This window comes from Nocardia sp. NPDC003269 (assembly GCF_042888005.1).
Taxonomy (GTDB): Bacteria; Actinomycetota; Actinomycetes; order Mycobacteriales; family Mycobacteriaceae; genus Nocardia.
Window position 1 is genome coordinate 858,826 of the sequence record NZ_JBIAPA010000002.1, and the last position, 24,187, is coordinate 883,012.

The 24,187-nt window shown below is 69.4% G+C and carries 26 protein-coding genes; 20 read left to right on the forward strand and 6 right to left on the reverse strand.

Annotated features, from left to right (window positions below):
- Window positions 1–2 precede the first annotated feature (2 nt).
- Window positions 3–488, forward strand: coding sequence for a pantetheine-phosphate adenylyltransferase (coaD, locus tag ACFYWJ_RS14340; RefSeq protein ID WP_355280450.1), 486 nt, complete (start codon window positions 3–5; stop codon window positions 486–488).
- Here the strand turns inward: coaD and ACFYWJ_RS14345 are convergent.
- Window positions 485–1,015, reverse strand: a complete 531-nt coding sequence (locus tag ACFYWJ_RS14345) for a GtrA family protein (RefSeq protein WP_355280452.1) — start codon at window positions 1,013–1,015, stop codon at window positions 485–487. The two genes, coaD and ACFYWJ_RS14345, sit on opposite strands and share 4 nt — an antisense overlap.
- 249 nt (window positions 1,016–1,264) lie before the next feature.
- On the opposite strand from ACFYWJ_RS14345, the gene ACFYWJ_RS14350 reads away from it, so the two are divergent.
- The 10 genes from ACFYWJ_RS14350 (at window position 1,265) to ACFYWJ_RS14395 (ending at window position 11,474) form a co-directional block, all read left to right on the forward strand.
- Window positions 1,265–2,038 carry a DivIVA domain-containing protein gene (locus ACFYWJ_RS14350; RefSeq protein ID WP_355280454.1) on the forward strand — a complete coding sequence of 258 codons (774 nt, stop codon included), beginning with the start codon at window positions 1,265–1,267 and terminating at the stop codon, window positions 2,036–2,038.
- 87 nt (window positions 2,039–2,125) lie between these two features.
- Window positions 2,126–2,809 carry a DUF177 domain-containing protein gene (locus ACFYWJ_RS14355; RefSeq protein WP_355280455.1) on the forward strand — a complete coding sequence of 228 codons (684 nt, stop codon included), beginning with the start codon at window positions 2,126–2,128 and terminating at the stop codon, window positions 2,807–2,809.
- Window positions 2,810–2,811: 2 nt separating this feature from the next.
- Window positions 2,812–2,994: a 50S ribosomal protein L32 gene (gene rpmF / locus ACFYWJ_RS14360; RefSeq protein ID WP_355280457.1), complete on the forward strand. Its 183-nt coding sequence runs from the start codon at window positions 2,812–2,814 to the stop codon at window positions 2,992–2,994.
- Window positions 2,995–2,997: 3 nt separating this feature from the next.
- Window positions 2,998–3,750 carry a ribonuclease III gene (rnc, locus tag ACFYWJ_RS14365; RefSeq protein WP_355280459.1) on the forward strand — a complete coding sequence of 251 codons (753 nt, stop codon included), beginning with the start codon at window positions 2,998–3,000 and terminating at the stop codon, window positions 3,748–3,750.
- 2 nt (window positions 3,751–3,752) lie between these two features.
- The gene (gene mutM / locus ACFYWJ_RS14370) at window positions 3,753–4,613 is read left to right on the forward strand and encodes a bifunctional DNA-formamidopyrimidine glycosylase/DNA-(apurinic or apyrimidinic site) lyase (protein WP_355280460.1); all 861 of its coding nucleotides are present in this window, start codon (window positions 3,753–3,755) and stop codon (window positions 4,611–4,613) included.
- A 63-nt stretch (window positions 4,614–4,676) separates the two neighbouring features.
- On the forward strand, window positions 4,677–5,258 hold the full coding sequence (locus ACFYWJ_RS14375) for a dihydrofolate reductase family protein (protein ID WP_355280462.1): 582 nt from the start codon (window positions 4,677–4,679) through the stop codon (window positions 5,256–5,258).
- 6 nt (window positions 5,259–5,264) lie between these two features.
- Window positions 5,265–6,299 (forward strand): PHP domain-containing protein, encoded by a 1,035-nt coding sequence (locus ACFYWJ_RS14380; protein WP_355280464.1) that lies wholly within the window; start codon window positions 5,265–5,267, stop codon window positions 6,297–6,299.
- 92 nt (window positions 6,300–6,391) lie between these two features.
- Window positions 6,392–7,879, forward strand: a complete 1,488-nt coding sequence (locus ACFYWJ_RS14385; protein WP_355280465.1) for a substrate-binding domain-containing protein — start codon at window positions 6,392–6,394, stop codon at window positions 7,877–7,879.
- Window positions 7,880–8,163: 284 nt separating this feature from the next.
- Window positions 8,164–9,333 carry a glycosyltransferase family 4 protein gene (locus ACFYWJ_RS14390; protein WP_355280673.1) on the forward strand — a complete coding sequence of 390 codons (1,170 nt, stop codon included), beginning with the start codon at window positions 8,164–8,166 and terminating at the stop codon, window positions 9,331–9,333.
- A complete protein-coding gene (locus ACFYWJ_RS14395; RefSeq protein WP_355280467.1) occupies window positions 9,330–11,474 on the forward strand; it encodes a glycogen debranching N-terminal domain-containing protein in 2,145 nt (714 codons plus the stop codon). Before ACFYWJ_RS14390 ends, ACFYWJ_RS14395 begins: the two co-directional genes overlap by 4 nt.
- 55 nt (window positions 11,475–11,529) lie before the next feature.
- Here ACFYWJ_RS14395 and ACFYWJ_RS14400 read toward each other — a convergent pair whose 3' ends face one another.
- The 5 genes from ACFYWJ_RS14400 to ACFYWJ_RS14420 are packed head-to-tail and all read right to left on the reverse strand — an operon-like array spanning window position 11,530 to window position 16,387.
- Window positions 11,530–12,399, reverse strand: coding sequence for a potassium-transporting ATPase subunit C (locus ACFYWJ_RS14400; RefSeq protein WP_355280469.1), 870 nt, complete (start codon window positions 12,397–12,399; stop codon window positions 11,530–11,532).
- A 1-nt stretch (window position 12,400) separates the two neighbouring features.
- On the reverse strand, window positions 12,401–14,548 hold the full coding sequence (gene kdpB / locus ACFYWJ_RS14405; protein ID WP_355280471.1) for a potassium-transporting ATPase subunit KdpB: 2,148 nt from the start codon (window positions 14,546–14,548) through the stop codon (window positions 12,401–12,403).
- A 1-nt stretch (window position 14,549) separates the two neighbouring features.
- Complete coding sequence (kdpA, locus tag ACFYWJ_RS14410; RefSeq protein ID WP_355280473.1) at window positions 14,550–16,220, reverse strand: potassium-transporting ATPase subunit KdpA; 1,671 nt, start codon at window positions 16,218–16,220, stop codon at window positions 14,550–14,552.
- Entirely contained in the window at window positions 16,221–16,307 is an 87-nt protein-coding gene (locus ACFYWJ_RS14415) for a potassium-transporting ATPase subunit F (RefSeq protein ID WP_110035905.1), read from the reverse strand.
- Window positions 16,304–16,387 (reverse strand): potassium-transporting ATPase, encoded by an 84-nt coding sequence (locus ACFYWJ_RS14420; protein ID WP_110035904.1) that lies wholly within the window; start codon window positions 16,385–16,387, stop codon window positions 16,304–16,306. The genes ACFYWJ_RS14415 and ACFYWJ_RS14420 overlap by 4 nt, the downstream gene beginning before the upstream one ends.
- A gap of 282 nt (window positions 16,388–16,669) precedes the next feature.
- Here ACFYWJ_RS14420 and ACFYWJ_RS14425 point away from each other — a divergent pair, with 282 nt between their 5' ends.
- The 9 genes from ACFYWJ_RS14425 to ACFYWJ_RS14465 all read left to right on the forward strand — a co-directional run bounded on the left by ACFYWJ_RS14425 (window position 16,670) and on the right by ACFYWJ_RS14465 (window position 23,990).
- The gene (locus tag ACFYWJ_RS14425; protein WP_355280474.1) at window positions 16,670–16,834 is read left to right on the forward strand and encodes a hypothetical protein; all 165 of its coding nucleotides are present in this window, start codon (window positions 16,670–16,672) and stop codon (window positions 16,832–16,834) included.
- The gene (locus tag ACFYWJ_RS14430; RefSeq protein ID WP_355280476.1) at window positions 16,831–19,362 is read left to right on the forward strand and encodes a sensor histidine kinase KdpD; all 2,532 of its coding nucleotides are present in this window, start codon (window positions 16,831–16,833) and stop codon (window positions 19,360–19,362) included. Before ACFYWJ_RS14425 ends, ACFYWJ_RS14430 begins: the two co-directional genes overlap by 4 nt.
- Before the next feature lie 121 nt (window positions 19,363–19,483).
- Window positions 19,484–20,185 (forward strand): response regulator, encoded by a 702-nt coding sequence (locus ACFYWJ_RS14435; RefSeq protein ID WP_355280477.1) that lies wholly within the window; start codon window positions 19,484–19,486, stop codon window positions 20,183–20,185.
- Between the two features lie 92 nt (window positions 20,186–20,277).
- Complete coding sequence (locus tag ACFYWJ_RS14440; RefSeq protein WP_355280478.1) at window positions 20,278–20,721, forward strand: OsmC family protein; 444 nt, start codon at window positions 20,278–20,280, stop codon at window positions 20,719–20,721.
- A complete protein-coding gene (locus tag ACFYWJ_RS14445; RefSeq protein WP_355280480.1) occupies window positions 20,718–20,999 on the forward strand; it encodes an acylphosphatase in 282 nt (93 codons plus the stop codon). Before ACFYWJ_RS14440 ends, ACFYWJ_RS14445 begins: the two co-directional genes overlap by 4 nt.
- A gap of 31 nt (window positions 21,000–21,030) precedes the next feature.
- Window positions 21,031–21,747: a hypothetical protein gene (locus tag ACFYWJ_RS14450; protein WP_355280481.1), complete on the forward strand. Its 717-nt coding sequence runs from the start codon at window positions 21,031–21,033 to the stop codon at window positions 21,745–21,747.
- Complete coding sequence (locus ACFYWJ_RS14455) at window positions 21,747–22,910, forward strand: glutathionylspermidine synthase family protein (RefSeq protein ID WP_355280482.1); 1,164 nt, start codon at window positions 21,747–21,749, stop codon at window positions 22,908–22,910. Before ACFYWJ_RS14450 ends, ACFYWJ_RS14455 begins: the two co-directional genes overlap by 1 nt.
- 35 nt (window positions 22,911–22,945) lie before the next feature.
- Window positions 22,946–23,401 carry a DUF350 domain-containing protein gene (locus ACFYWJ_RS14460; protein WP_355280484.1) on the forward strand — a complete coding sequence of 152 codons (456 nt, stop codon included), beginning with the start codon at window positions 22,946–22,948 and terminating at the stop codon, window positions 23,399–23,401.
- An 85-nt stretch (window positions 23,402–23,486) separates the two neighbouring features.
- Window positions 23,487–23,990, forward strand: coding sequence for a DUF1707 domain-containing protein (locus tag ACFYWJ_RS14465; RefSeq protein WP_355280486.1), 504 nt, complete (start codon window positions 23,487–23,489; stop codon window positions 23,988–23,990).
- Window positions 23,991–24,187: the final 197 nt, after the last annotated feature.

Below are 24,187 nucleotides of genomic sequence, written 5' to 3' on the forward strand. Positions count from 1 at the left end.
CCATGGCTGCAGCACTGTGCCCCGGCTCCTTCGACCCGGTCACCAACGGTCACCTCGACGTGTTCGCCCGTGCGGCCGCGCAGTTCGACGAGGTGATCATCACCGTCATGGTGAACCCCAAGAAACAGGGCATGTTCACCGTGGACGAGCGCATGGAACTGCTGCGCGAATCGGTCACCCACCTGCCCAACGTGCGGGTCGCGTCCTGGCAGGGCCTGCTGGTCGATTTCGCCAAGCAGGAGGGTGTCGGCGCGATCGTGAAGGGCCTGCGCGACGCGGGCGACTTCGGCTACGAGCTCCAGATGGCCCAGATGAACCACAAACTGGCCGGCGTCGACACCTTCTTCATCGCCACCAACCCGTCCCTGAGCTTCCTGTCCAGCTCGCTGGTCAAGGAAGTCGCGGCCTACGGCGGCGACGTCAGCGACATGCTCCCGCCCGCCGTCCACAAGCGCCTCCTCGACCGCTTGGCCGAGCGTCGGGGCTAGAAGACGAGGCCGCGCAGGGCGAGGAAGCGCATCCCGCCGACCGCGGCGGTGATGGCGAGCACGGCCAGGGCCTGCACGCTGTCGCCCAGGCCGGGCGCCCACACCCCGAGGGCGGCCAGGCTCGCCGTCGTGATGCCCAGGCCCAGCAGGGCCAGTCCGCCGCCCTCCCACTGCGCGGTGAACCAGGTGACCCGGTCGGCCGCGTGGAAGGTGAGCTGACGGTGCAGTTCGTTGGCGATGATCGTGCTGACGACCGAACCGGCGACATTGGCGATCAGCGGGCCGACCCCGTGCATGGCGAAGAACAGCAGCACGTAGGCGATATTGCTGGAGCCGCCGACCAGAGCGAAGCGGATGAGCTGGGGGAGTGCGCGGTCGCCGCGCAGGTAGGCCAGGGTCTTGTCGAACCGCGGGCGCAGCGCGGGAGCGGGCTCGACCGGCGCCACGAGCGGGAACGGACCCGCCCAGGGAGCGAACATGCCCGCAACGTGCAGCACCGGGTTTCTCGGTGTTTCCAGAACGGTCATGGTCGACTCCGATCCTGTGAAAGGCGTCGAGGAGTACAACAGCAAAAAAGGTGCAGTGCTTCCCGGCGGACGGCGATGTCGTGCCTACCGATGGTAGCGGAAGTGGAGGGATTCACTCCACTTGATATCTGTGCGATCTAGGACACTCTCGCGACACACCGCGACGACATTCGGAACACGCGCCGCCGACGGGCACACTGGGCCACGGCGGTAGTGGTTTCGCCGTGAGGAAGCAGGAGGGTAGTGAGCATGTATCGCGTATTCGAAGCACTCGACGAACTGGTCGCCATCGTCGAAGAGGCGCGCGGCATCCCGCCGACCCGCAGCTGCATCGTGCCGCGCGGCGATGTCCTCGAACTGCTCGACGACGTCCGCGACGCCCTGCCCGGTGAGCTCGACGACGCCCAGGACGTCCTCGATCATCGCGACAAGATCGTCGGCGACGCCCGTACCGGCGCCGAGACCACGGTGACCTCCGCCAACGAGCAGGCGCGCACCACCATCGAGAAGGCCCGCGCCGAGGCCGACCGCATCCTGGCCGATGCCAAGGCACACGCCGACCGGATGGTCGCCGAGGCCACCACCCACGCCGATCGCCTGGTCGCGACCGCGCAGGCCGAGGCCGATCAGGTGATCGCCGACGGCAACGCCGAGTACGACGAGCTCACCGGCCGCGCCCAGATCGACGCCGACCGGGCCATCCAGGCGGGCAAGGACTCCTACGAGCGCTCGGTCGCCGACGGCAAGGCCGAGCAGGCCCGCCTGGTCGCGCAGACCGAGGTCGTGCGGGCCGCGCACGCGGAGTCGGCGCGCCTTATCGACAGCGCCCAGGCCGAGTCCGACCGGGTGCGCGCCGAGTGCGACGACTACGTCGACGAGCAGATGGCCGATTTCGGCGGCAGGCTCGCCGAGATGGAGGAGACGCTGAACACGACGCGGCGCACGATCACCCGCGGCCGTCAGCAGATGCGCGGCGGTCAGTCCGCCGAATACCCGGAATACGCGGCCGACCACCGGCGCTGAGCGCGCGGTCGCGTTTTGAGTTCGGGCGGGGTCCTGCCGTACTGTTGAGTGGTTGCCCAAATCCCCTCAGAAGTAAGTGAGTCAGTGATGCCCGCCGCTTCCGGTTCGCCGTCGCGTCCGCACAAGACCAGTGGTCCTGTGTCCGACGCGGGCTTCGTGCTGGATGTCCGCAGTCTCGGCCGCAGGCCGGGAACCATGCGGGAGCTGCGGCGTACCGTCACCGACCATGAGCGGCTGGGTCTGGACCTGATCGCCATCCCGGCCGACGCCGTGGTGGAACTCGACCTGCAGTTGCAGGCCGTCTCGGAGGGTGTGCTGGTCACCGGCACGGTTTCCGGGCCGACGGTAGGGGAGTGCTCGCGCTGCCTCGAACCGTTCGACGACCAGGTCGAGATTCGTCTGACGGAGCTGTTCGCGTATCCGGACAGCACCACCGAGCAGACGACCGAGGACGACGAGGTCTACCGCATGGAAGACGACCTCATCGACCTCGAGCCGGTGATCCTCGACGCCATCGGGCTGGAGCTTCCGCTGCAGCCGCTGTGCACCCCGGACTGCGCGGGCCTGTGCCCCGAGTGCGGTGTGCGGATGGCGATTGCGGGTCCTGATCATGGGCATGAGATACTGGACCCTCGCTGGGCCAAGTTGGCGAGTTTCGCCGCAGAGGCGCCCGGCACCGGCGACCCCGCCGAGGGTTCCACCACCCCAGACCGATCCGCTCCCGTGGCAAACGATGCCCACGTGGCCAGCGAAAACACAGAGGAGAAGTAGCCGTGGCTGTTCCCAAGCGCCGGATGTCCCGTTCCAACACCCGGTCGCGGCGCAGCCAGTGGAAGGCCGCCGCGCCGACCCTGGTCACCTGCCCGAACCGTGCCTGCGGTGAGAAGACCCTCCCGCACATCGCGTGCCCGTCCTGCGGCACCTACAAGGGCCGCCAGGTCACCTCTGCTGTCTGATTCGTGACAGCGAGCAAAGAAACCGCAGGTTCGGCCGATCACGCCAGCCTGCTCACCGCCCTCGGTGTCGACGTACGACCGGAGCTTCTGCGCCTCGCGCTGACGCACCGGTCGTACGCGTACGAGAACGGCGGTCTGCCGACCAACGAGCGCCTCGAGTTCCTCGGCGACTCGGTCCTCGGCCTGAGCATCACCGAGCGCCTCTACACCGAGCACCCGGACAAGTCCGAGGGTGAGCTCGCGAAGCTGCGCGCCAGTGTGGTGAACATGCACGCGCTCGCCGAGGTGGCGCGTGGTCTCGGCGACGGCGGACTCGGTCAGTACCTGCTGCTCGGCAAGGGCGAAGAGCTCACCGGCGGCCGCGACAAGCCGAGCATCCTCGCCGACGGCATGGAGTCCCTGCTCGGCGCCGTGCATCTCGAGCACGGCATCGAGGTGGCCCGTGGCGTCGTGCTGCGGCTGTTCGCCGAACTGCTCGAGCGCGGCCCCCGGATGGGCGCTGGCCTCGACTGGAAGACCAGCCTGCAGGAGCTCACCGCCGAGCGCGGGCTCGGCGTGCCCAATTACGAGATCACCTCCACCGGCCCGGACCACAACAAGGAGTTCACCGCGACCACGGTGATCGCCGGTCGTCCGTACGGGCAGGGTGTCGGCCGGTCCAAGAAGGAAGCCGAGCAGAAGGCCGCGGGCACCGCCTACAAGGCACTCACCGACGAATCCTCGGCCACCGAAACCACCGAAACCACCGAAGCCTGACCGTGCCCGAACTGCCCGAAGTCGAGGTGGTGCGGCGCGGTCTGGCCGATCATGCGGTCGGCCGGGCGATCGACGCCGTCACCGTCACCCATCCCCGGGCCGTGCGCAGGCACCTCGCGGGTGGCGCCGACCTGGCGGCCCGCCTCACCGGCCTGAAGATCGAGGACGCGCGGCGCCGCGGCAAGTACCTGTGGCTCACTTTCGACGAGCCGGAGACCGCCCTGGTCGTCCACCTGGGCATGAGCGGGCAGATGCTGGTGCAGCCCGCCGGCGCCCCGGTCGAGAAGCACGCCCACATCCGCGCCGCCCTCGGTGACGGCAGCGAGCTGCGCTTCGTCGATCAGCGCACCTTCGGCGGCTGGGCGCTGGCCGACCTCGTGGAGGTCGACGGCACCGTCGTCCCGGACTCCGTCGCCCACATCGCCCGCGATCCGCTGGACCCGCGTTTCGACGCCGAGGCCGTGGTGGCGGCGATCCGGGCCAAGAACACCGAGATCAAGCGGGTGCTGCTCGATCAGACCGTGGTGTCGGGCATCGGCAACATCTACGCCGACGAGGCGCTGTGGCGGGCGGGTCTGCACGGCACGCGGGTGGCGGCCGAACTCTCCCGGCCGGTGGTGCGCCGGCTGCTCGACGGCGTCACCGCGGTCATGAGCGAGGCGCTGGCCGTCGGCGGTACCTCCTTCGACGCGCTGTATGTGAATGTGAACGGCGAGTCCGGCTATTTCTCCCGGTCACTGGCCGCCTACGGCCGCGAGAACGAGCCGTGCGACCGGTGCGGCGCGCCGCTGATCCGTGAGCAATTCATGAATCGCTCGTCGTTTTCCTGCCCGAAGTGTCAGCGGAAGCCTCGCCGCCGCTGATCCGGGCACGCTACCGTTTCTCCTGACAGGTCGTATCGGACCGGGTCCGTGCAGGAGGACGTTATGCGCAAGCTGACCTATTTCGTGGCATCGACGATCGACGGATTCATCGCCGCCGAGGACGGGACCCTGGACTTCTTCCCGGTCGGCGGCGATCACGGGCCCGCGATCATCTCGCAGTACCCCGAGACGCTGCCGACCAAGGTGCGCGAGGCGCGCGGCATCGCGGCGGGCAACGTCTACTTCGACACCGTGATCATGGGCCGCAAGACGCACGACTTCGGCGTGCGCACCGGCACCGCCAGCCCCTACGAGCACCTGCGCCAGTTCGTGGTGTCCACGACGCTGCCGGAATCGCCGGCGCCCGGGGTCGAGCTGATCACCGCCGACCCGATCTCCGCCGTCCGCGCGCTCAAACGCGAAGCGGGACTGGGGATCTGGCTCTGTGGTGGCGGTGAGCTGGCCCAGGCGCTGCTGCCCGAGATCGACCAGGTGTTCCTCAAGCTGCATCCGGTGGTGCTCGGGACCGGTCGGCCGCTGTTCGGCGGCGGCGCGAAACTGCCGGAGCCGGAACGCTTCCGGGTGATCACCAGCCGGGTGTACGCCGACGGCGTCGCGTTCCTCAAGTACGGCCGGATCAGGTAGCGCACGGTGACGGCAGCGGGTCCGGGCCCGGTGGCGGCCCTGCGGGAGATCGGGTTCTGGCTCGAGCGATCCCGTGCGGAGACCCACCGGGTGAAGGCGTATCGCCGCGCCGCCGATATCGTCGCCGGGCTGTCCGAGTCCGAGCAGGCCGCGCGGGCGCGCGAGCACAGCTGGCGCGAGCTGGCCGGGATCGGGCCGAAGACCGCCGCCGTCATCGAACAGGCGTGCGCCGGTGCGGTTCCCGACTACCTGGCCGAATTGCGCGGCGCCGCGCAACCCATCGGCCCGGCGGGCGACCCGCTGCGCACGGTGCTGCGCGGCGATCTGCACACCCACTCGGACTGGTCCGACGGCGGCAGCCCGATCGGGGAGATGATGGGGGTCGCCGCCGCGCTGGGGCACGAATACTGTGCGCTGACCGATCATTCGCCACGGCTGAAGGTCGCCAACGGCCTGTCCGCCGACCGGCTGCTGCGCCAGCTCGACGTGATCGCCGAACTCCAGGAGCAGCTGGCGCCCTTCCGCATCCTCACCGGCATCGAGGTCGACATCCTCGACGACGGCACCCTCGACCAGCGCGCCGAGCTGCTCGAACGGCTGGATGTCGTTGTCGCCAGTGTGCATTCACACCTGCGCGACGACAGCGCCACCATGACCAAACGGATGGTCTACGCCGTCGCGAACCCGAATGTCGACATCCTCGGCCACTGCACCGGCCGCCTCGTCGAAGGCAGCCGCGGCACCCGCCCCGAGTCCAGCTTCGACGCCGAACTCGTCTTCGAGGCCTGCCGGAAATACGGCACCGCCGTGGAGATCAACAGCAGACCCGAACGTCGCGACCCACCAGGGCGCCTCATCGACCTCGCCGTCGAAATGGGCTGCCACTTCAGCATCGACACCGACGCGCACGCACCCGGCCAGCTGGCCTGGCAGGGATACGGCTGCGAACGCGCACTGGCGCACGGTGTCCCGGCCGACCGGGTGATCAATACCTGGCCGGTCGACGAGCTGCTGACCTGGTGCGCGACGACCACCGGGTGAAGACTCGCCGAACAACCGGCGCCGGGCGCCGCGATGTCGGATCCGCCTGATAGACAGGCGGAGACAGGTATCCGGGTGGGGGAGGGGAGCCGATGGGCGAGTTCCCGGTCGAGATCGTGCTGTCGGTGCTCGGTCTGTTCGTGGCGACGGCGGCGTTCCTGCGGGAGTTCGTCTTCGTCGGCCGCAAGCGCCTCGGTTACCGCGTGCAGATGAATACGCCGGCCAGCCGGATCCAGCTCGCCGACCCGAACGGCGCGACGGCCCAGGGCGGCACGTCGACCGCGGATCCGGTGTCGGTGGTGCTGATCCGGATCGAGAACTACGGCTCCACGGCGATCGAGGCCGACGACTATGTCGGCGAGAGTCCGCGACTGCTGTTCCCGCACCACACGATCCGTGCGCTCGAGGTCACCGAGCGGGTCACCCGCACCGGACACTCGGTGACCGCGCTCAGCGACGCCCTGCGGGAGCTGGCCGCCGGCGTCGGCGCGGACAATGCCGCGCGGATCGTGTTGCCGAGCGAACGGCTCGAACGCGGTGAGCACTACAAGGTGCTGGCCGTGCTCGCCGGTCCGGCGCCCGATCCGCAGGACATCAACGCGGCGAAGGTGGTGACCAAGGCGGGCAGCCTCAAGGGCGGCCGATTCGTCGAGACCACCAGCCGCTCCCGGCGCGAACCCGCCCTGCTCGGCCTGAGCGTGTTCCTCGCCCTGGTGGTGATGGTGCAGTTGCTGGCCACGGTGCTGCGCGGTGATCCACCCCCGCGGGACTGCGCCGCGGGCGAGCTGACCGTCGTCGGTTCGACCGCCATGGCGCCGATGATCCGCGCGGCCGCGGGGAACTACGAGAAGACCTGCACCGGAGCGCGATTCAGCTTCGATTTCACCGGCACCGAGCCGGGCCTGCGCGCGATCACCAAGGCCGGACCGACGCCGGGCATGCTCGCGATCGGTGACGGCGCCAAGGGAACCTCGTTCGCGGCGCTCACCGAACTCCCGCTGGCCCTTGGCTCGTTCTCGCTCGTCGTGCATCCCGGGGTCGGGCTGAAAGACCTCTCGACCCAGCAGATCCGGGACCTGTACCGGGGAAACATCAAGAACTGGAGCCAGATCGGCGGACCCGATCTCCCCGTGGTCCTGATCGACCGGACCGCGGGCTCGGGCACCCGGCGCGCGCTGGAATCGCGGCTGCTCGAGGACAACCGCAAGGTGTTCCGCTACACCAGCTGCGTCGGCATGGCCGTGGGCGGCGAGCAGTGCGAGGTCGATGTCACCGACGAAGTGGCTATGTTCGTTGCCAAAATTCCTGGCGCGGTGGGGTATCTGGAGACCTCGGCGATCGCCGACGGGGTCGCGGCGGTCACGATCGACGGGGTGCGCCCGACGCCGGAGACGATCCGGTCCGGTGCCTACCGCTTCACCGGCGTGGAATACGCCTACACGCACGGTCCGATCGCCGGTGATTCGCTGGTCGCGCAGTTCCTCGACTACCTGACCCGGGGTAAGGCCAGGCTCACCATGACCGAGTTCGGCAACATCCCATGTGTCGACCCGGTGGAACCGAAATTCTGTACGCCGTAGACCGCCCCTGACGGCGGAATCTCCTGTCTCGTCAAGGAATCGCCGACACGTTTTGCCAGCAACCCACTGGTTTACTCTCCGGTAGCGGGGTACGTTCCACTACGGCCCCTCTGTTCAGGCGGGCACCCGCGTGGTGCGCTTCCCGCTTGGCCAGGCCAACCATGCCCCATGGACGGCGGTGAAGCTCTCGTCTCCACCCCCGCCGAGGCGGCCATCTCTTGTTCGCGCAAGTGTTGCGAGGTTGTGTCCCTGGAAGGAAGGTCATGAGTGCAGATACGTCGGCAATGTCGCCGACCGGGTTCTCCACGTCCGATCTCTATGCGATCGAGCACAACGGCGGCCCACTGCGGATCGCGATGGTTGTTCCACCGTATTTCGATGTTCCCCCGAAGGCCTACGGCGGCGTGGAAGCCGTCGTCGCCGATCTGGTCGACTCGCTGTGCGAGCGCGGCCATCACGTCACCCTGTTCGGCGCGGGCGAGCCGGGTACCAAGGCGGATTTCGTCCCGCTGTGGGACCGGATCGTCCCGGAACGACTCGGTGATCCGTTCCCCGAGGTGGTGCACGCGCTGCGGGTGCGCCGCGCGATCGAGCGCCTGGCCGAGACCCAAGGGATCGACCTGGTGCACGATCACACCTTCGCCGGCCCGCTCAACGCCCCGGCGTACGCCAATCTCGGCCTGCCGACCGTGGTGACCGTGCACGGGCCGGTGCAGGACGACTGCTACCGCTACTACCGCGAACTGGGCGAGGAATGCTCGCTCGTCGCGATCAGCGACCGGCAGCGCGAACTGGCGCCCGAACTGCCCTGGGCGGGCCGCGTGCACAACGCGCTGCGGCCGGACCTGTGGCCGTTCGCGACCGAGAAGCAGGACTACGCGCTGTTCCTCGGCCGCTTCACCATGGACAAGGGCCCCCATCTGGCACTCGACGCCGCGCACGCGGCGGGCATCCCGCTCATCCTGGCGGGCAAGTGCTCCGAGCCACCGGAGAAGGCCTACTTCGAGGAGTACGTGCGACCGCGGCTGACCGACGCCGATCATGTGTTCGGCCTCGCCGACGCGGCGGCCAAGCGTAAACTGTTGTCCGGAGCACGGTGTCTGCTGTTCCCCATTCGCTGGGAGGAGCCGTTCGGCATGGTGATGATCGAGTCGATGGTCTGCGGAACGCCGGTGGTCGCGTTGCGCGGTGGTGCGGTGGCCGAGGTCGTGGTCGACGGCGTCACCGGGCGGATCTGCGAGGAACCGGACGAGCTGCCCGCCGCCATCGCCGAAGTCGCGACCTTCGATCCGGCGGCCTGCCGGGCACACGTGGAAGCGAATTTCGGCGCCGACACCCTCGGCGGCGGCTACGAGCAGGTGTACCGGCAATTGTTGGCCCGCACCACGATCGGTTACGGCAACGCCTTCACCATGCCGATGCCGGTCGGGGCGGCGGTCAGCGGGCGCGGATGAGCCTGAACAACGCGTCGTCGCCGAGCCCGCTCAACGCGGGGGAACCCGCGGGGCTCGGCGGCAACGGCGGCAACGTCACCCTCGTCGAAGGCGGCACCTTCTGCCTGTCCGACCGGCTCGGTGACATCGAGCCGGGCAAGCCGCAGGGCCTGTTCTTCCGTGACGCGCGGGTGATTTCGCGCTGGGAGCTGATGATCGACGGCAAGCGGCCCGAGCCGCTGTCGGTGCTCAGCCCGGAGGCCTTCGCCGCGCGGTTCGTGCTGCGCAGGCCGCCGCAGCAGGGCCGGGCCGACAGCACCCTGCTGGTCGTGCGCGACCGGCTCGTCGCCGAGGGCATGCACGAGCTGATCACCCTGGAGAACATGAGCCGCGAGGCCACCGCGGTGGTGCTCGAGCTGCACGTCGACGCCGATTTCGTCGACCTGTTCTCGGTGAAGGAAGGCCGGATGGGCGGCCGCCGCGCGGAGATGACCACCTCCGACGGCGAACTGCTGCTGCACGACCGGGCCGACCTGTCGCGCGGGCTCGCGCTCACCTCGACGGTGGAGCCGATGGTGCTGCCCGGCACCATGATCTGGCGCGTCGTCGTGCCCGCGGGCGGCCGCTGGCAGACCGAGATCACCGCGCAACCGGCGGGCGCCGCGCAGCGCCCGCAGACCCAAGGTACCCCGGGCGAGCGCTACCGGGCCAGCGAGCCGGTGCGCAAGATCCAGGCCTGGCGGGCCACCGCCACCGACATCAGCGCCGATTCCGGGCTGCTCAACCAGATCCTGCGCCGCAGCGAGAGCGACCTGGGCGCGTTGCAGATCCACACCGATTCCGGCACCGGCAGGCCGTTCGTCGCCGCGGGCGCGCCCTGGTTCATGACGCTGTTCGGCCGGGACTCGCTGCTCACGGCGTGGATGTCGCTGCCGCTGGAGACCGATCTCGCCCTCGGCACGCTCCAGCAGCTGGCCGAATTGCAGGGCCAGACGGTCGATCCGCTGGTGGAGGAGGAACCGGGCCGGATCATGCACGAGATGCGGCGTGGTCCCGCGGTCGGGCAGGTGCTCGGCGGCCAGATCTACTACGGAACCGTCGACGCCACACCGCTGTTCGTGATGCTGCTGGCCGAGTGCCTGCGCTGGGGCGCCGAGCCGGCCTCGATCGCCACCCTGCTGCCCGCGGCCGACGCCGCGATCGGCTGGATCACCGATTTCGGCGACCGCGACGACGACGGCTTCGTCGAGTACGTGCGCGCCACCGATCGCGGATTGATCAACCAGGGCTGGAAGGACAGCTTCGACGGGATCAACGACGCCGCGGGCCACATCGCGCAGGCGCCGATCGCGCTCTGCGAGGTGCAGGGGTACGTGTACGCGGCGTATCTGGCCCGGGCGGAACTGGCCGATCAGTTCGACGATCCGGCCCTGGCCACCCGCATGCGCGAGCGGGCCGCCGAACTGCGGACCAAGTTCGCCGAACAGTTCTGGCTACCCCAATGCGGCTGGTACGCCGTGGCATTGGACGGCAGCAAGCGCCAGGTCGACGCGCTGACCAGCAACGCGGCGCACTGCCTGTGGTCGGGAATCGCCACCGACGAACACGCCGAGAGCCTGATCGCGAACCTGGCCAGGGCCGAGATGGACTCGGGCTTCGGCCTGCGCACGCTGGCCTCGACCATGGGCGCCTACAACCCGATGAGCTATCACTGCGGGTCGGTGTGGCCGCACGACACGGCGATCGCGGTCGCCGGGTTGATGCGGTACCAGCATGTGCCGGGCGCGGTGGCGCTGGCGACGAAGCTGGCGGGCGGATTGCTCGACGCTGCCGCCGCGTTCGACGGCAGGCTGCCCGAGTTGTTCTGCGGCTTCCCGCGGGCCCGTTTCGCGGCGCCGGTGCCCTATCCCACCTCGTGCTCGCCGCAGGCGTGGGCGAGTGCCGCGCCGCTGCTGCTCGTGCGCTCGTTCCTCGGGCTCGACCCCGATGTGCCCGCCAAGACCCTGACCGTGCGGCCGCAGGTGCCGGAGGCGTGGGGATGTGTGCGGCTCTCGGAGTTCCGGCTCGGTGACGTCACGGTCGACCTCGAGGTCTGTGGGTCGGCGGTGACCGTGCACGGGCTGCCCGAGGGGTGGGCGCTGATCACCGACGAAGAGCAGTAGACGGCAACGGGGCCGGATCCGTACGGATCCGGCCCCGAATGTCGCGCGGTGGTGCTCAGCCCTGGAACGGGAAGCGTTCGTCCAGCGCGAGGTTGAGCTCGACGACGTTCACCCGCGGCTCACCGAGGAACCCGAGTGTGCGCCCGGCGGTATGGGCCGCCACCAGCTCGCGCACCTGATCGGCGGTGATCCCACGCGCCTTCGCCACCCGCTCGACCTGGATGGCCGCGTACTCGGGGGAGATGTGCGGGTCCAGGCCGCTGCCGCTGGCCGTGACCGCGTCCGCGGGCACCGCCGCGTCGACCGGGGCGTCGCCGAGGATCGGGATGATCCGGCCGACCGAGTAGTCCTCGCCCTCCTTCGCGCATTCCACGGCGACGCCGCGGAACGTGGCCAGGAACGGCTGCGTCGGGCAGAGTTCGTTGACGCTGACGACCTGTACCGGCCGCGACACGTCACCGTCGGCATCGCGCGGGCCGATCACCGAGAGCACCGCGCCGACACCGTCTTTCGTGCAGAACTGACGGGCGCCGTCGACCCCCTCACGGTCACCGACCTCCTTCGAGCGCGCGCACACGGTGGTGAGCAGGCTGGTGCGGGCAGCCGTGTCGACGATGTCCTCCGGGCCGAGGTTGCTCGCGGCGGTGGACAGCGGGTCGTAGCCGTCGCCCGCGGCCGACGGGCGGCTCTGGAAGTACTGCGTCGTGGCCTTGCCGTCGGCGTCGGTGAACGACTGCCCGATCAGGCTGGAGCCCACCAGTTTTCCGTCGCGCTCGATCAGCGAGCCGTCGGCCTTGTCGTTCAGTCCCGGCAGCTGGGCCACCGCGAACACCGCGACGGGATACACGATTCCGGTGATCACGGTCAGCACGAGCAGGGCGCGCAGGGCGGCCAGGTGCTGGCGGATCCAGGTTGACATACGCATTTCAGGACATCCCGGGGAGGAGTTGGACGAGCAGGTCGATGATCTTGATGCCGATGAACGGCGCGATGATGCCGCCGAGCCCGTAGATCGTCAGGTTGCGGCTCAACAGCTTCGAGGCATTGCTCGGCCGGTAGTCGACACCGCGCAGCGCCAGCGGAATCAGCGCCACGATGATGATCGCGTTGAAGATGACCGCGGACAGGATCGCCGACTGCGGGCTGGCCAGGCGCATGATGTCGATCGCGTCCAGGCCGGGGAACAGCGCCACGAACAACGCCGGAATGATGGCGAAGTACTTGGCGATGTCGTTGGCGATGGAGAACGTGGTCAGCGCGCCGCGGGTGATCAGCAACTGCTTGCCGATCTCGACGATCTCGATCAGCTTGGTCGGGTCCGAGTCCAGATCGACCATGTTGCCCGCCTCTTTGGCGGCCGAGGTGCCGGTGTTCATCGCCACGCCCACGTCGGCCTGGGCCAGGGCGGGGGCGTCGTTGGTGCCGTCGCCGGTCATCGCGACCAGGCGGCCGCCGTCCTGTTCCTTCTTGATCAGGGCGAGCTTGTCCTCCGGCGTCGCTTCGGCGAGGAAGTCGTCCACGCCCGCCTCGTCCGCGATCGCCTTGGCGGTCAACGGGTTGTCGCCGGTGATCATCACCGTGCGGATGCCCATGCGGCGCATCTCGTCGAAGCGTTCCCGCATGCCCTGCTTGACGACGTCCTTGAGGTGGATGACGCCCAGCAGTCGCGGGGTGCCGTCCTTGACCTCACCGACCACCAGCGGCGTGCCGCCCGAAGCGGAGATGCCGTCGACGATCACCGAGGCCTGCTCGGGCACCGCACCACCCTGGGCGCGAACCCATTCGGTGACGGCACCGGCTGCCCCCTTGCGCAGCTGGTGCCCGTCCGCGAGGTCGACGCCCGACATGCGGGTCTGCGCGGTGAACTCCACCCAGGTGGCACCGGGCAGCTCGCCCGCCGAGCGTTCCCGCTTGTTGAACGTCTGCTTGGCGAACACGACGATCGAGCGCCCCTCCGGCGTCTCGTCGGCGAGGCTGGACAGCTGTGCCGCGTCGGCCAGCTCGTCGTCGGGAACACCCGGCATCGGCACGAATTCGGCGGCCTGGCGGTTGCCGAGGGTGATCGTTCCGGTCTTGTCGAGCAGCAGGGTGTTCACGTCGCCCGCGGCCTCGACCGCGCGACCCGACATGGCCAGCACATTGCACTGCACGAGCCGGTCCATGCCGGCGATGCCGATGGCCGAGAGCAGCGCGCCGATGGTGGTCGGGATGAGGCAGACCAGCAGCGACACCATCACGATGCCGGTGATGCCGTGCACATCCAGCGCCGAGGTGTCCGGCACGCCGGGGTTGTTCGCCTTCGCGAAGATGGCCAGCGGCTGGAGCGTGGTCACCGCGAACACGAAGATGATGGTGAGCGCGGCCAGCAGGATGTTGAGCGCGATCTCGTTCGGCGTCTTCTGCCTGCTCGCGCCCTCGACGAGCGCGATCATCTTGTCGATGAAGCTGGCGCCCGGCTCCTGGGTGATCCGCACGACGATCCGGTCCGAGAGCACCGTGGTGCCGCCGGTCACCGCCGAGCGGTCGCCGCCGGATTCGCGGATGACCGGCGCGGATTCACCGGTGATGGCCGATTCGTCCACCGAGGCGATGCCTTCGACGACGTCACCGTCACCGGGGATGACCTGACCGGCTTCGACCACCACGTAGTCGCCGCGGCGAAGTTCGGGAGCGGCGACGCGCTCCTCGACGATGCGGCCACCGGGGGTCCAGTCGGCCAGCCGCCGGGCGACGGTGTCGGTCTTGGCCTTGCGCAGGGTGTCGGCCTGCGCCTTGCCGCGTCCTTCGGCGACGGCCTCGGCGAGATTGGCGAACACGACGGTGAGCCACAGCCAGACCACGATCGCCCAGGCGAAGAAGCTCGGATCGGCGATCGCGAGGATGGTCGACCACACCGCGCCGATCTCGACGATCAGCATCACGGGGTTCTTCCAGAGCGTGCGCGGGTCGAGCTTGCGCAGCGCGTCCGGGAGGGAGGTGAGCAGCAGCTTCGGATCCAGGACGCCCTTCTGTACGCCCTTGGTCCGGTGCTCTGGCCGCGGCGCGGCCGGTGTTTCGAGGGTGGGACTGGTCATGTCAGTGAATTCCTTCGGCGAGCGGCCCGAGCGCGAGAGCGGGCAGGAAGGTGAGCGCGACCAGGATCACGGTCACGCCGACGACCATGCCGACGAACTGCGGCCGGTGCGTCGGCAGCGTGCCGATCGACGCGGGAGTGGTGCCCTGCTGGGCCAGCGCACCGGCCAGCGCCAGCACGAAGATGATCGGCAGGAACCGGCCGAACACCATCGCCAGGCCGAGCGCGGTGTTGAACCACTCGGTGTTGCCGGTGAGACCGGCGAAGGCGGAACCGTTGTTGTTGGCCGCCGAGGTGAAGGCGTACAACACTTCCGAGAGGCCGTGCGGGCCACCGTTGAGCATGCTCGCGCGCTGGCCGGGCATGGCCATCGCGATGGCGGTGCCGATCAGCACGATCAGCGGGCTCACCAGGAAGTAGGAGGCGGCCAGCTTGATCTCGCGCGGGGTGATCTTCTTGCCCAGGTACTCGGGCGTGCGGCCGACCATCAGGCCCGCGACGAACACCGTGATCACGGCGAGGATCAGCATGCCGTACAGACCGGAGCCGACACCACCGGGCGCCACCTCACCCAGCTGCATGTTGAACATCGTCATCATGCCGCCGAGGCTGGTGTAGGAGTCGTGGAACGAGTTCACCGCACCGGTCGAGGTGAGGGTGGTCGACGCCGCGAAACTGGCCGAATTCGCCACGCCGAAGCGGGTTTCCACGCCCTCCATGGACGCGCCGATCGCGGTCGGCACGGTGCCGTGGTGCTGCAGCTGGAACAGGTTGGTCAGCCCGATGCTGATCAGCGCGATCGTGCCCATCACCGCCACGATCGCGTAACCCTGCTTGGTGCTGCCGACCATCCGGCCGAACGTGCGCGGCAGCGAGAAGGCGATCACCATCAGCAGGAAGATCTCCAGGAAGTTCGTCCAGGTGCTCGCGTTCTCGAACGGGTGCGCGGAGTTGGCGTTGTAGAAGCCGCCGCCGTTGGTGCCCAGTTCCTTGATGACCTCCTGGCTGGCGACCGGCCCGCCGGTGAGCGTCTGCTGGGCGCCGCCGATGGTCTGGGCGACCTGATCGTGCAGGTGGAAGTTCTGGATGACGCCACCGGCGATCAGCACGATCGCGAAGACGAATGCGATCGGCAGCAGGATCCGCAGGGTGCCGCGCACCAGGTCGACCCAGAAGTTGCCGAGCTCACCGGTGTGGCGGCGGGCGAAGCCGCGCACCAGCGCCACCGCGACCGCCATGCCGACGGCCGCGGAGACGAAGTTCTGCACCGCCAGACCGGCCATCTGCACCAGGTGACCCTGGGTGGACTCGCCGGAGTAGTTCTGCCAGTTCGTGTTGGTGACGAAGCTGACGGCGGTGTTCCAGGCCAGCGCCGGGGTCATCTCGGTGCCCGGGTCGTTCAGGTGCAGCGGCAGCGCGCCCTGCGCCAGCTGGAAGAAGAACAGGAACAGGATGCTCACCGCCGAGAACGCCAGCACGCTGCGGGCGTAGATCGGCCAGGTCTGCTCGACCTCGGGTTTCGCGCCGATGGCGCGGTAGATCAGCCGCTCGGCGCGGGAGTGCTTGTCACTGCTGTAGACCCGGTACATGTAGTCGCCGAGCGGCACATGCACCAGGGCCAGCGTGATGACCAGGGCCGCGACGAACGCGATCCCCGCGGTTGTCGTGTTCACCTAGAACCTCTCGGGGAAGAGCAGCGCCGCGACCATGTACACGGCGACGAGGACGGCCAGAGCCAGACCGACAAGGTTCGCGATCACAGCTTCTCCACCCCTCGCTGGATCACGCCCAGCAGCGCGAAGATCGCCACGGTGAGCACCGTGAACACCACGACAGACATTTCCAACCTCCTTGCGCTCCGAGGTGGAGCGCCAAGGTGAGTGAAACGCCGGAACGGGGCGCGGCGTGGGTTCCTTACGACTCCTTAGCGCCGGGCGGCGCGGCCTTTACGGCCTGTTGACGCGGGGGCGCCCCGATCGGGTGTGCGGAAGCCGTCAAGGCCGGGGCCAAAGCCGTCAACACCCCGTAAAGATCGAGATCGGGCGACGAACACGCGGTGAGAATGGGGCTCCGGCCGGCGACGGACGCCGCCGGGCCCCTGTTCACGGAAAGTGAGATCGCGGTGTCTGTTGTGACCCTTGCGGTGATCCTCGGTTTCGTCGGATCGCTGCTGTTGATCCGTGTGCTCGGCAGGTTGAACACCTCGCACGCGCCGATGGTGACCGTCGGAGTGTTGCCGGTGCGCTCGCCTGCCCCGGCCCGCCGACCCGCGATGATGGACTGGTGAAACGCGGACAACTGCGCATCTACCTCGGTGCGGCGCCGGGCGTCGGCAAGACCTACGCCATGCTCGGCGAAGCGCACCGGCGGCTGGAACGCGGCCGCGATGTGGTCGCCGCCGTCGTCGAGACGCACGGCCGGAAGAAGACCGCCGACCTGCTCGACGGCATCGAGCGGATTCCGCTCAAGACGGTCGCCTACCGGGGGACCGAGCTGCCCGAACTCGACGTCGACGCGGTGCTGGCCCGCAGGCCCGCGGTGGTGCTCGTCGACGAGCTGGCGCACACCAACGTGCCGGGCAGCGCGCACGAGAAGCGCTGGCAGGATGTGGAACAGCTGCTCGACGCGGGCATCGACGTCATCTCGACGGTGAACGTGCAGCACCTGGAGAGCCTCAACGACGTCGTCGCGCAGATCACCGGGATCGAGCAGCGCGAGACCGTGCCCGACGCGGTGGTCCGGGCCGCCGACCAGGTGGAACTGGTCGACCTCACCCCGGAGGCGTTGCGGCGCAGGCTCTCCCACGGCAACGTCTACGCCGCCGACAAGGTCGACGCGGCGCTGCGCAACTACTTCCGCCCCGGCAACCTCACCGCGCTGCGCGAACTCGCGCTGCTGTGGCTGGCCGACCAGGTGGACGCGGCGCTGGCCAAATACCGGGCCGACCACAAGATCACCGAGCTGTGGGAGGCCCGCGAACGCGTGGTCGTGGCGGTCACCGGCGGCCGGGAATCGGAGACCGTCGTGCGCCGGGCCGGGCGGATCGCGTCGAAGGCCAGCGCCGATCTGGTCGTGGTGCACGTGGTGCGCGGTGACGGGCTGGCCGGGGTCTCGACCGAGCGGATGGCGACCCTGCGCGAACTCGCCGCCGGTCTGGACGCCTCGCTGCACACCGTCACCGGTGACGACGTGCCCACCGCGCTGCTGGAATTCGCCCGCGAGGTCAACGCCACCCAGCTGGTGCTCGGCACCTCGCGGCGGTCCCGCTGGGCGCGGATCCTCGACGAGGGCATCGGCTCCACCGTGGTGCAGCGCTCCGGCAAGATCGACGTCCACATGGTGACCCACGAGGAAGCCAACCGCGGCGTCCGCAGGCACTGGCTGCGTCCGCACAGGCCGGTGACGGCCTGGCTGGCCGCGATCGTCGTGCCGGTGCTGGTGAGCCTGGTGTGCGGGCTGCTCCTCGACGGCTGGCTGCAGCTGGGCGGGCTCAGTGCCATGTTCTTCATCGGTGTGGTGGCGGTGGCGCTGTTCGGCGGCGTGGTGCCCGCCGGGCTGTCGGCGCTGCTGTCGGGCCTGCTGCTGAACTGGTACTTCACCGATCCCCGCTACAGCTTCACCATCGCCGAGCCGGACAACTTCGTCACCGTGGTGGTCCTGCTCATCGTCGCGGTGGCCGTGGCGGCCCTGGTCGATGTCGCGGCCAAGCGGACGCTGCAGGCGCGCAAGGCCTCGCGCGAGGCGGAGCTGCTGACGATGTTCGCCGGCTCGGTCCTGCACGGCGCCGATCTGCCGAATCTGCTCGAGCAGGTCCGCGAGACCTACGGGCAGCGCGCGGTGAGCGTGCAGTGCGGTGAGCAGATCGTCGCCTCCGTCGGGGTCGACCCGCCCGCCAGGGCATCCGACGCCGACACCGTGATCGAGGCGGGCGACGCGCTGAGCCACCTGCTGCTCGCGGGCCGGGCGATCGATTCCTCCGACCGCCCCGTGCTCAACGCGGTGGCCAACCAGGCCGTCGGGCTGGTGCGGCAGGCCGAGCTGGCCGAAGAGGCCAGTGCGGCGGCCGCGTTGCTCGAGGCCGATCGGCTGCGCCGGGCGCTGCTGTCGGCCGTGAGCCATGATCTGCGCACCCCGCTGGCCGGAGCGAAGGCGGCGGTGTCGAGCTTGCGCAGCGACGACATCGAGTTCTCGGCCGAGGACACCGGCGAACTGCTCGAGGCGATCGAGGAGTCCGTCGACCAGCTGACCGCGCTGGTCGGCAATCTGCTCGATTCGTCGCGGCTCGCCGTCGGTGTCGTCACCCCGCAGCTGCGGCAGGTCTACATGGACGAGGCGGTGCATCGCGCGCTGGTCAGCGTCGGGATGGGTACCCGCGGCCTGCGGCGCGCGGCGATGGACCGGGTAAAGGTGGAGGTCGGGGAGGTCTCGGTACTGGCGGACCTCGGTCTGCTCGAACGCGTGCTGGCCAATCTGATCGACAACGCGCTGCGCCACTCCGGTCGCGATACACCGGTACGAGTCACCGCCGAACATGACGGCGACCGGGTCTCGATCGCCGTCGTCGACGTCGGGCCCGGCGTCCCCGCAGGCACCGAGGAGCAGCTGTTCGAGCCTTTTCAGCGCCTCGGTGACCGCGACAACACCACCGGAGTCGGCCTCGGCCTGTCGGTTGTGCGCGGCTTCGTCGAGGCGATGGACGGCACCGTCCACGCCGAACCGACTCCTGGCTGCGGTCTGACGATGCTCGTCGACCTGCCGTCGGGTGTACCGCCGTCGTCCGACCTCACCGCCGAACCGCACGGGACGACAGAATGAACGCGCCGACATGGGTAACTCACCGGGCACGGGCTCACGCGGGCGGGAACCCGACCGCAAGCCGCCGACCCGATGTCCCCACGCACACGAGCCTGGCCAGAAGTCCCGGAGAGGCGGAACAGTGAAGAATCAGGCGCCCGCGGCCACCAAGGTGCTGGTGGTCGACGACGAGCCACAGATCGTGCGGGCCTTGCGGATCAATCTGTCGGTGCGCGGGTACGAGGTGATCACCGCGGGTAACGGGGCGGCCGCCCTGCGTGCCGCCGCCGAGCGGCACCCCGACGTCATCGTGCTCGACCTGGGCCTGCCCGATATGGACGGCATCGAGGTGCTGGCCGGGCTGCGCGGCTGGACCTCGGCGCCGGTGCTGGTGCTCTCGGCGCGCACCGACTCCGCCGACAAGGTCGAAGCGCTCGACGCGGGCGCCGACGACTACGTCACCAAGCCGTTCGGCATGGACGAACTGCTGGCCCGGCTGCGCGCCGCGGTCCGGCGCGGCGCGACCGAGGTCGACAGCGTCGACCCGGTGGTGGTCACCGACTCGTTCACCGTCGATCTGGTCGCCAAGAAGGTCACCAAGCGGGGTGAGCCGGTGCACCTGACCCCCACCGAGTGGGGGATGCTCGAGATGCTGGTCCGCAATCGCGGAAAGCTGGTGGGCCGCAAGGAACTCCTGCGCGAGGTGTGGGGACCCGCCTATGCCACCGAGACCCACTACCTGCGGGTCTACCTCGCGCAGCTGCGCCGCAAACTCGAGGACGACCCGGCCAACCCCCGGCACCTGCTGACCGAGGCGGGCATGGGGTACCGCTTCCAGGAATGAGGGGTGCCGCGGGTCACCCCGTCGGAATGCCGCCGCGCACGCAAGCGTTCCCAGGCGTGAATCGTCCGCGACGTGAATGGCAGGATCTAGGCATGGCTGAGCAGAACGCACCCGTGACCACCGCACCCACCGAGCTGTGGGTCGAGCGCACCGGCACCAGGGCCTACACCGGTCGCAGCAATCGCGGCGCCGAGGTCCTGATCGCCTCGCAGGGCGTCGAAGGCGCGTTCACTCCGGGCGAGCTGCTGAAGATCGCGCTCGCCGCGTGCACCGGCCTCAGCTCCGACCTGCCGCTCTCGCGCCGCCTCGGCGACGACTTCGACGCCACCATCCGCGTCTCCGGCGACGCCGACCGCGAGAACGAGCTGTACCCGCAGCTCGACGAGGTCCTCGAGCTGGACCTGTCCGAGCTCGACGAGGCCGCGCGCGAGCGACTACTTGTCACCGTGCAGCGGGCCGTCGACAAGGTCTGCACCGTGGGCCGCACCCTCAAGGCGGGCACCAAGGTGACGCTGAACTTCGATATCGACGCATGAGCGAGGGGCCGCAGCGGCTCAGCGCGTGGGTGCACGGGATGGTGCAGGGAGTGGGATTCCGCTGGTGGACCCGCTCGCGCGCACTGGAACTCGGGCTCACCGGCTATGCCCGCAACCACAGCGACGGGCGGGTGCACGTCGTCGCCGAAGGACCGCGAACGGCGGGCGCGAAGCTGCTGGACCTGCTACGGTCCGGCCAGGCGCCTGGTCGGGTCGACCTGGTTGTGGAAAGCTGGGAGCCCGCGCGGGGCGACATGACGGGATTCGAGGAGCGCTAGTGGTGACTTCGGGGGCTAGGGGGCGGCAGCGGTGAGCACACAGAACCCTGGTCCGCCCGACGAGCCGCCTGCGGGCGGCTCCGGACGCTCTCCCCACCAGCCACCGGACCCCGGTGCGGGCTGGACACCGCCCGACCCCGGCGCGGGCTGGCCGCCGATGCCGCAGCAGCCGCCGGAACCGACGGCGAACGAGCAGGCGAGGCCCGGCCGGATGGCCAGGCAGGAACCCGGTGTCACCCAGCCCCGCCCGCCGACGGTCGGCGAGGCACGGGCCCGCGACAAGGCGCGCAAGCAGGCCGAACAGGCCCAGCGCGCCGCCGCCGAGGCCGCGGAAGCCAAGCGGCGCACCAGGAAACGGGTGATGATCGGCGGCGTCGCCGTCGTCGGTGTCGCCGCCCTGGTCGGCGGTGGCTACCTGGCCTATCGCGCCATCTCGGCGCCGGATCAGGTGACCGCGTCCTGCGTGCAGATCGACCAGAACGGCAACGAGGTCGTCGTCGCCGACGACTACTGCGGTGACGGCAAATCCAACTTCCGCAGCGACACCAGCCACGGCGGCGCGGGCAGCCTGATCCTGCTCGGCTGGCCGCAGTACCGGTACCACTACGGCGGCACCCCCACCATCGGCAAGCCGCCCAGCGGCGGCAGCTCGGTGAAGCCGCGCAACGCCACCATCACCACCAAGAGCGGCACCACGATCCAGCGCGGCGGGCTCGGCAGCAAGTCCACCGGCGGGAGCGGGTCCTAGTGCGGCGGGTGGCGAGTACGCCGCGTCCGGGCTGGCAGCAGATCATCGAGAGTCAGGGACTGGTCTACGGCGCGCCCGGCCGCGATGCCAGCGGTCAGCCGCGCCCGTACTGGGACGAGTCGGTGCACTACGAGTTCTCGATGGACGAGATCCTCGCGCTGGAAGCCGATGTGGAACTGCTGCAGTCGATGTGCCTGCACGCGGCCGAGCACGTGGTCCTCACCGAGCGCTACGCCGATTTCGGCCTGCCCGAATGGAGCTGGGGGCCGATCGCCGAATCCTGGCGGCGCAGTGACCCGTACGTCTACGGCCGCTTCGACCTGCGCTACGACGCGCGCCGACCGGCCAAGCTGCTCGAGTACAACGCCGACACCCCGACCTCGCTGCTCGAGGCCGCGATCATCCAGTGGCACTGGTTGCAGCAGGTGTATCCCGGTGGCGACCAGTGGAATTCGCTGCACGAGAAGCTGGTGGAACGCTGGACCGAGCTGCGCGGCGTGCTGCCCGGCACCGAGCTGCACTTCACCTGGTCGGGCGCGGACGCGACCGGCGAGGACAACGTGACCACCGCCTACATGCAGGAGACCGCCGCCGAGGCGGGCTTCGACACGGTCGCGCTGCCGATCGAGGAGATCGGCTACGACACCGAACTGCACCGGTTCGTCGATCTGGCCGAGGCGCCGATCGAAGCGGCCTTCAAGCTGTACCCGTGGGAGTGGATCCTCGACGACGACTTCGGCAAGCGCGTGGTCGAGAGCCTGCCCGCCACCGCCTGGGTCGAACCGCTGTGGACCACACTGCTCAGCAACAAGGCGCTGCTGGCGGTGCTCTGGGAGATGTATCCCGGCCACCCGAACCTGCTGCCCGCCTACCTCGACAGCCCGCACGAGCTCACCGAATACATCCGCAAGCCCAAGCTCGGCCGCGAGGGCGCCAACATGACCATCGTCGGTCCCGGCATGGAGACCGCGACCGGCGGCGTCTACGGCGCCGAGGGCTTCGTCTACCAATTGCTCGATCCGCTCCCGGAATTCGACGGCATGCGCCCGGTGCTCGGCGCCTGGGTCGTCGGTGACACGGCGGCGGGCCTGGGCATCCGGGAGACGGCGGGCCTGATCACCGACGACGGCGCCGCCTTCGTCCCGCACCGCATCGTCGACTGACCCGTGACCACACAACACTGTTCGAAAGGACCACGATGACCGCCCTCGCCCTGGAATCGGGTTATTGGAGCGCGCTCGGTGAAGGCGTCGGCGCCATCATCCTGTACTGCCTCATCGGTCTCGCGCTGATGCTGATCGGCTTCTTCGCCATCGACCTGACCACGCCCGGCAAGCTGCGCGACCTCGTCGTCGCGGGCCAGCCGAACGCGCTGATCGTGTCCGCGGCGGGGATGGTCAGCATGGCCTTCATCGTCGTGTTCGCGGTGCTGGCCACCGGCGGGGTGAACAAGCTGTCCGAGGGGCTGATCGCCGCCGTGGTGTACGGCCTGGTCGGCATCATCGCGCAGGTGGTCTCGGTGCGGGTGATCGAGAAGGTCACCGGCATCGACATCGGCCGCACGCTGCATTCCGACACCTACACCCCCGAGGTGCTGGTGGTCGCCGCCGCGCATTTCGCCCTGGGTCTGGTGGTGGCGTTCGCCATCCTGTGACCGGCGCCGCGGTTGACATCACACAGTGGAGGGTGGAGGCTGGAAACAGCTGTCCACTGTGGTTGGTGAACGAGAGGATGTCGGGATGGACATCACCCCAGGCACACGCGCGTCCGATGCCGAGCGCAACGCCATCGTCGCGCAGCTGAGCACCCATCTCGCCGACGGCAGGCTCGACCTCACCGAATACGACCAGCGCGTCGCCAAGGTCTACGCGACCGCCACCCGCGACGAGCTCGCCGTCGTGTTGTCGGACCTGCCGCAGCTGACCACGCAGCAGGCGAGCGCGCCCGCCGAGAAGAAGGGCGCGCGGATCCCGGTCTGGCAGCGCATCGAGGCGGGCAGCTGGCTCGGCGTCAGCCTGATCGTGGTGGTCATCTGGGGTCTGATCTCGTTGAGCGCGGGCGAGCTCACCTACTTCTGGCCGATGTGGGTCATCGGCCCGTGGGGTGCTGTCCTGGTCTTCCGCGTCCTCACCGGCTGGGAAGCCACGCCGGGCACCCAGACCCACCTGCGCCAGCTCGAGAAGCACATGAAGCACGTCCAGCACATGGACCCGCACAACCCGGATCGCCCGCACCGGGGCTGAACGCTCGGCGGCCCGGTGGCCGCCCCGCGGCCCGGATCGTACGCACTGCCGCAGAGCACCCGGTAGCGACGGGTATGCTCACGCGAGCACACGGGTATCTCGTCGGGAACGGGCTACCGCAACCCGATACCGACCGCCAGCCGCATGCGCCGCTTTCCTCGCGCTCGAGTCTGGCCTGATCGCGGAGAGGCGGGCCG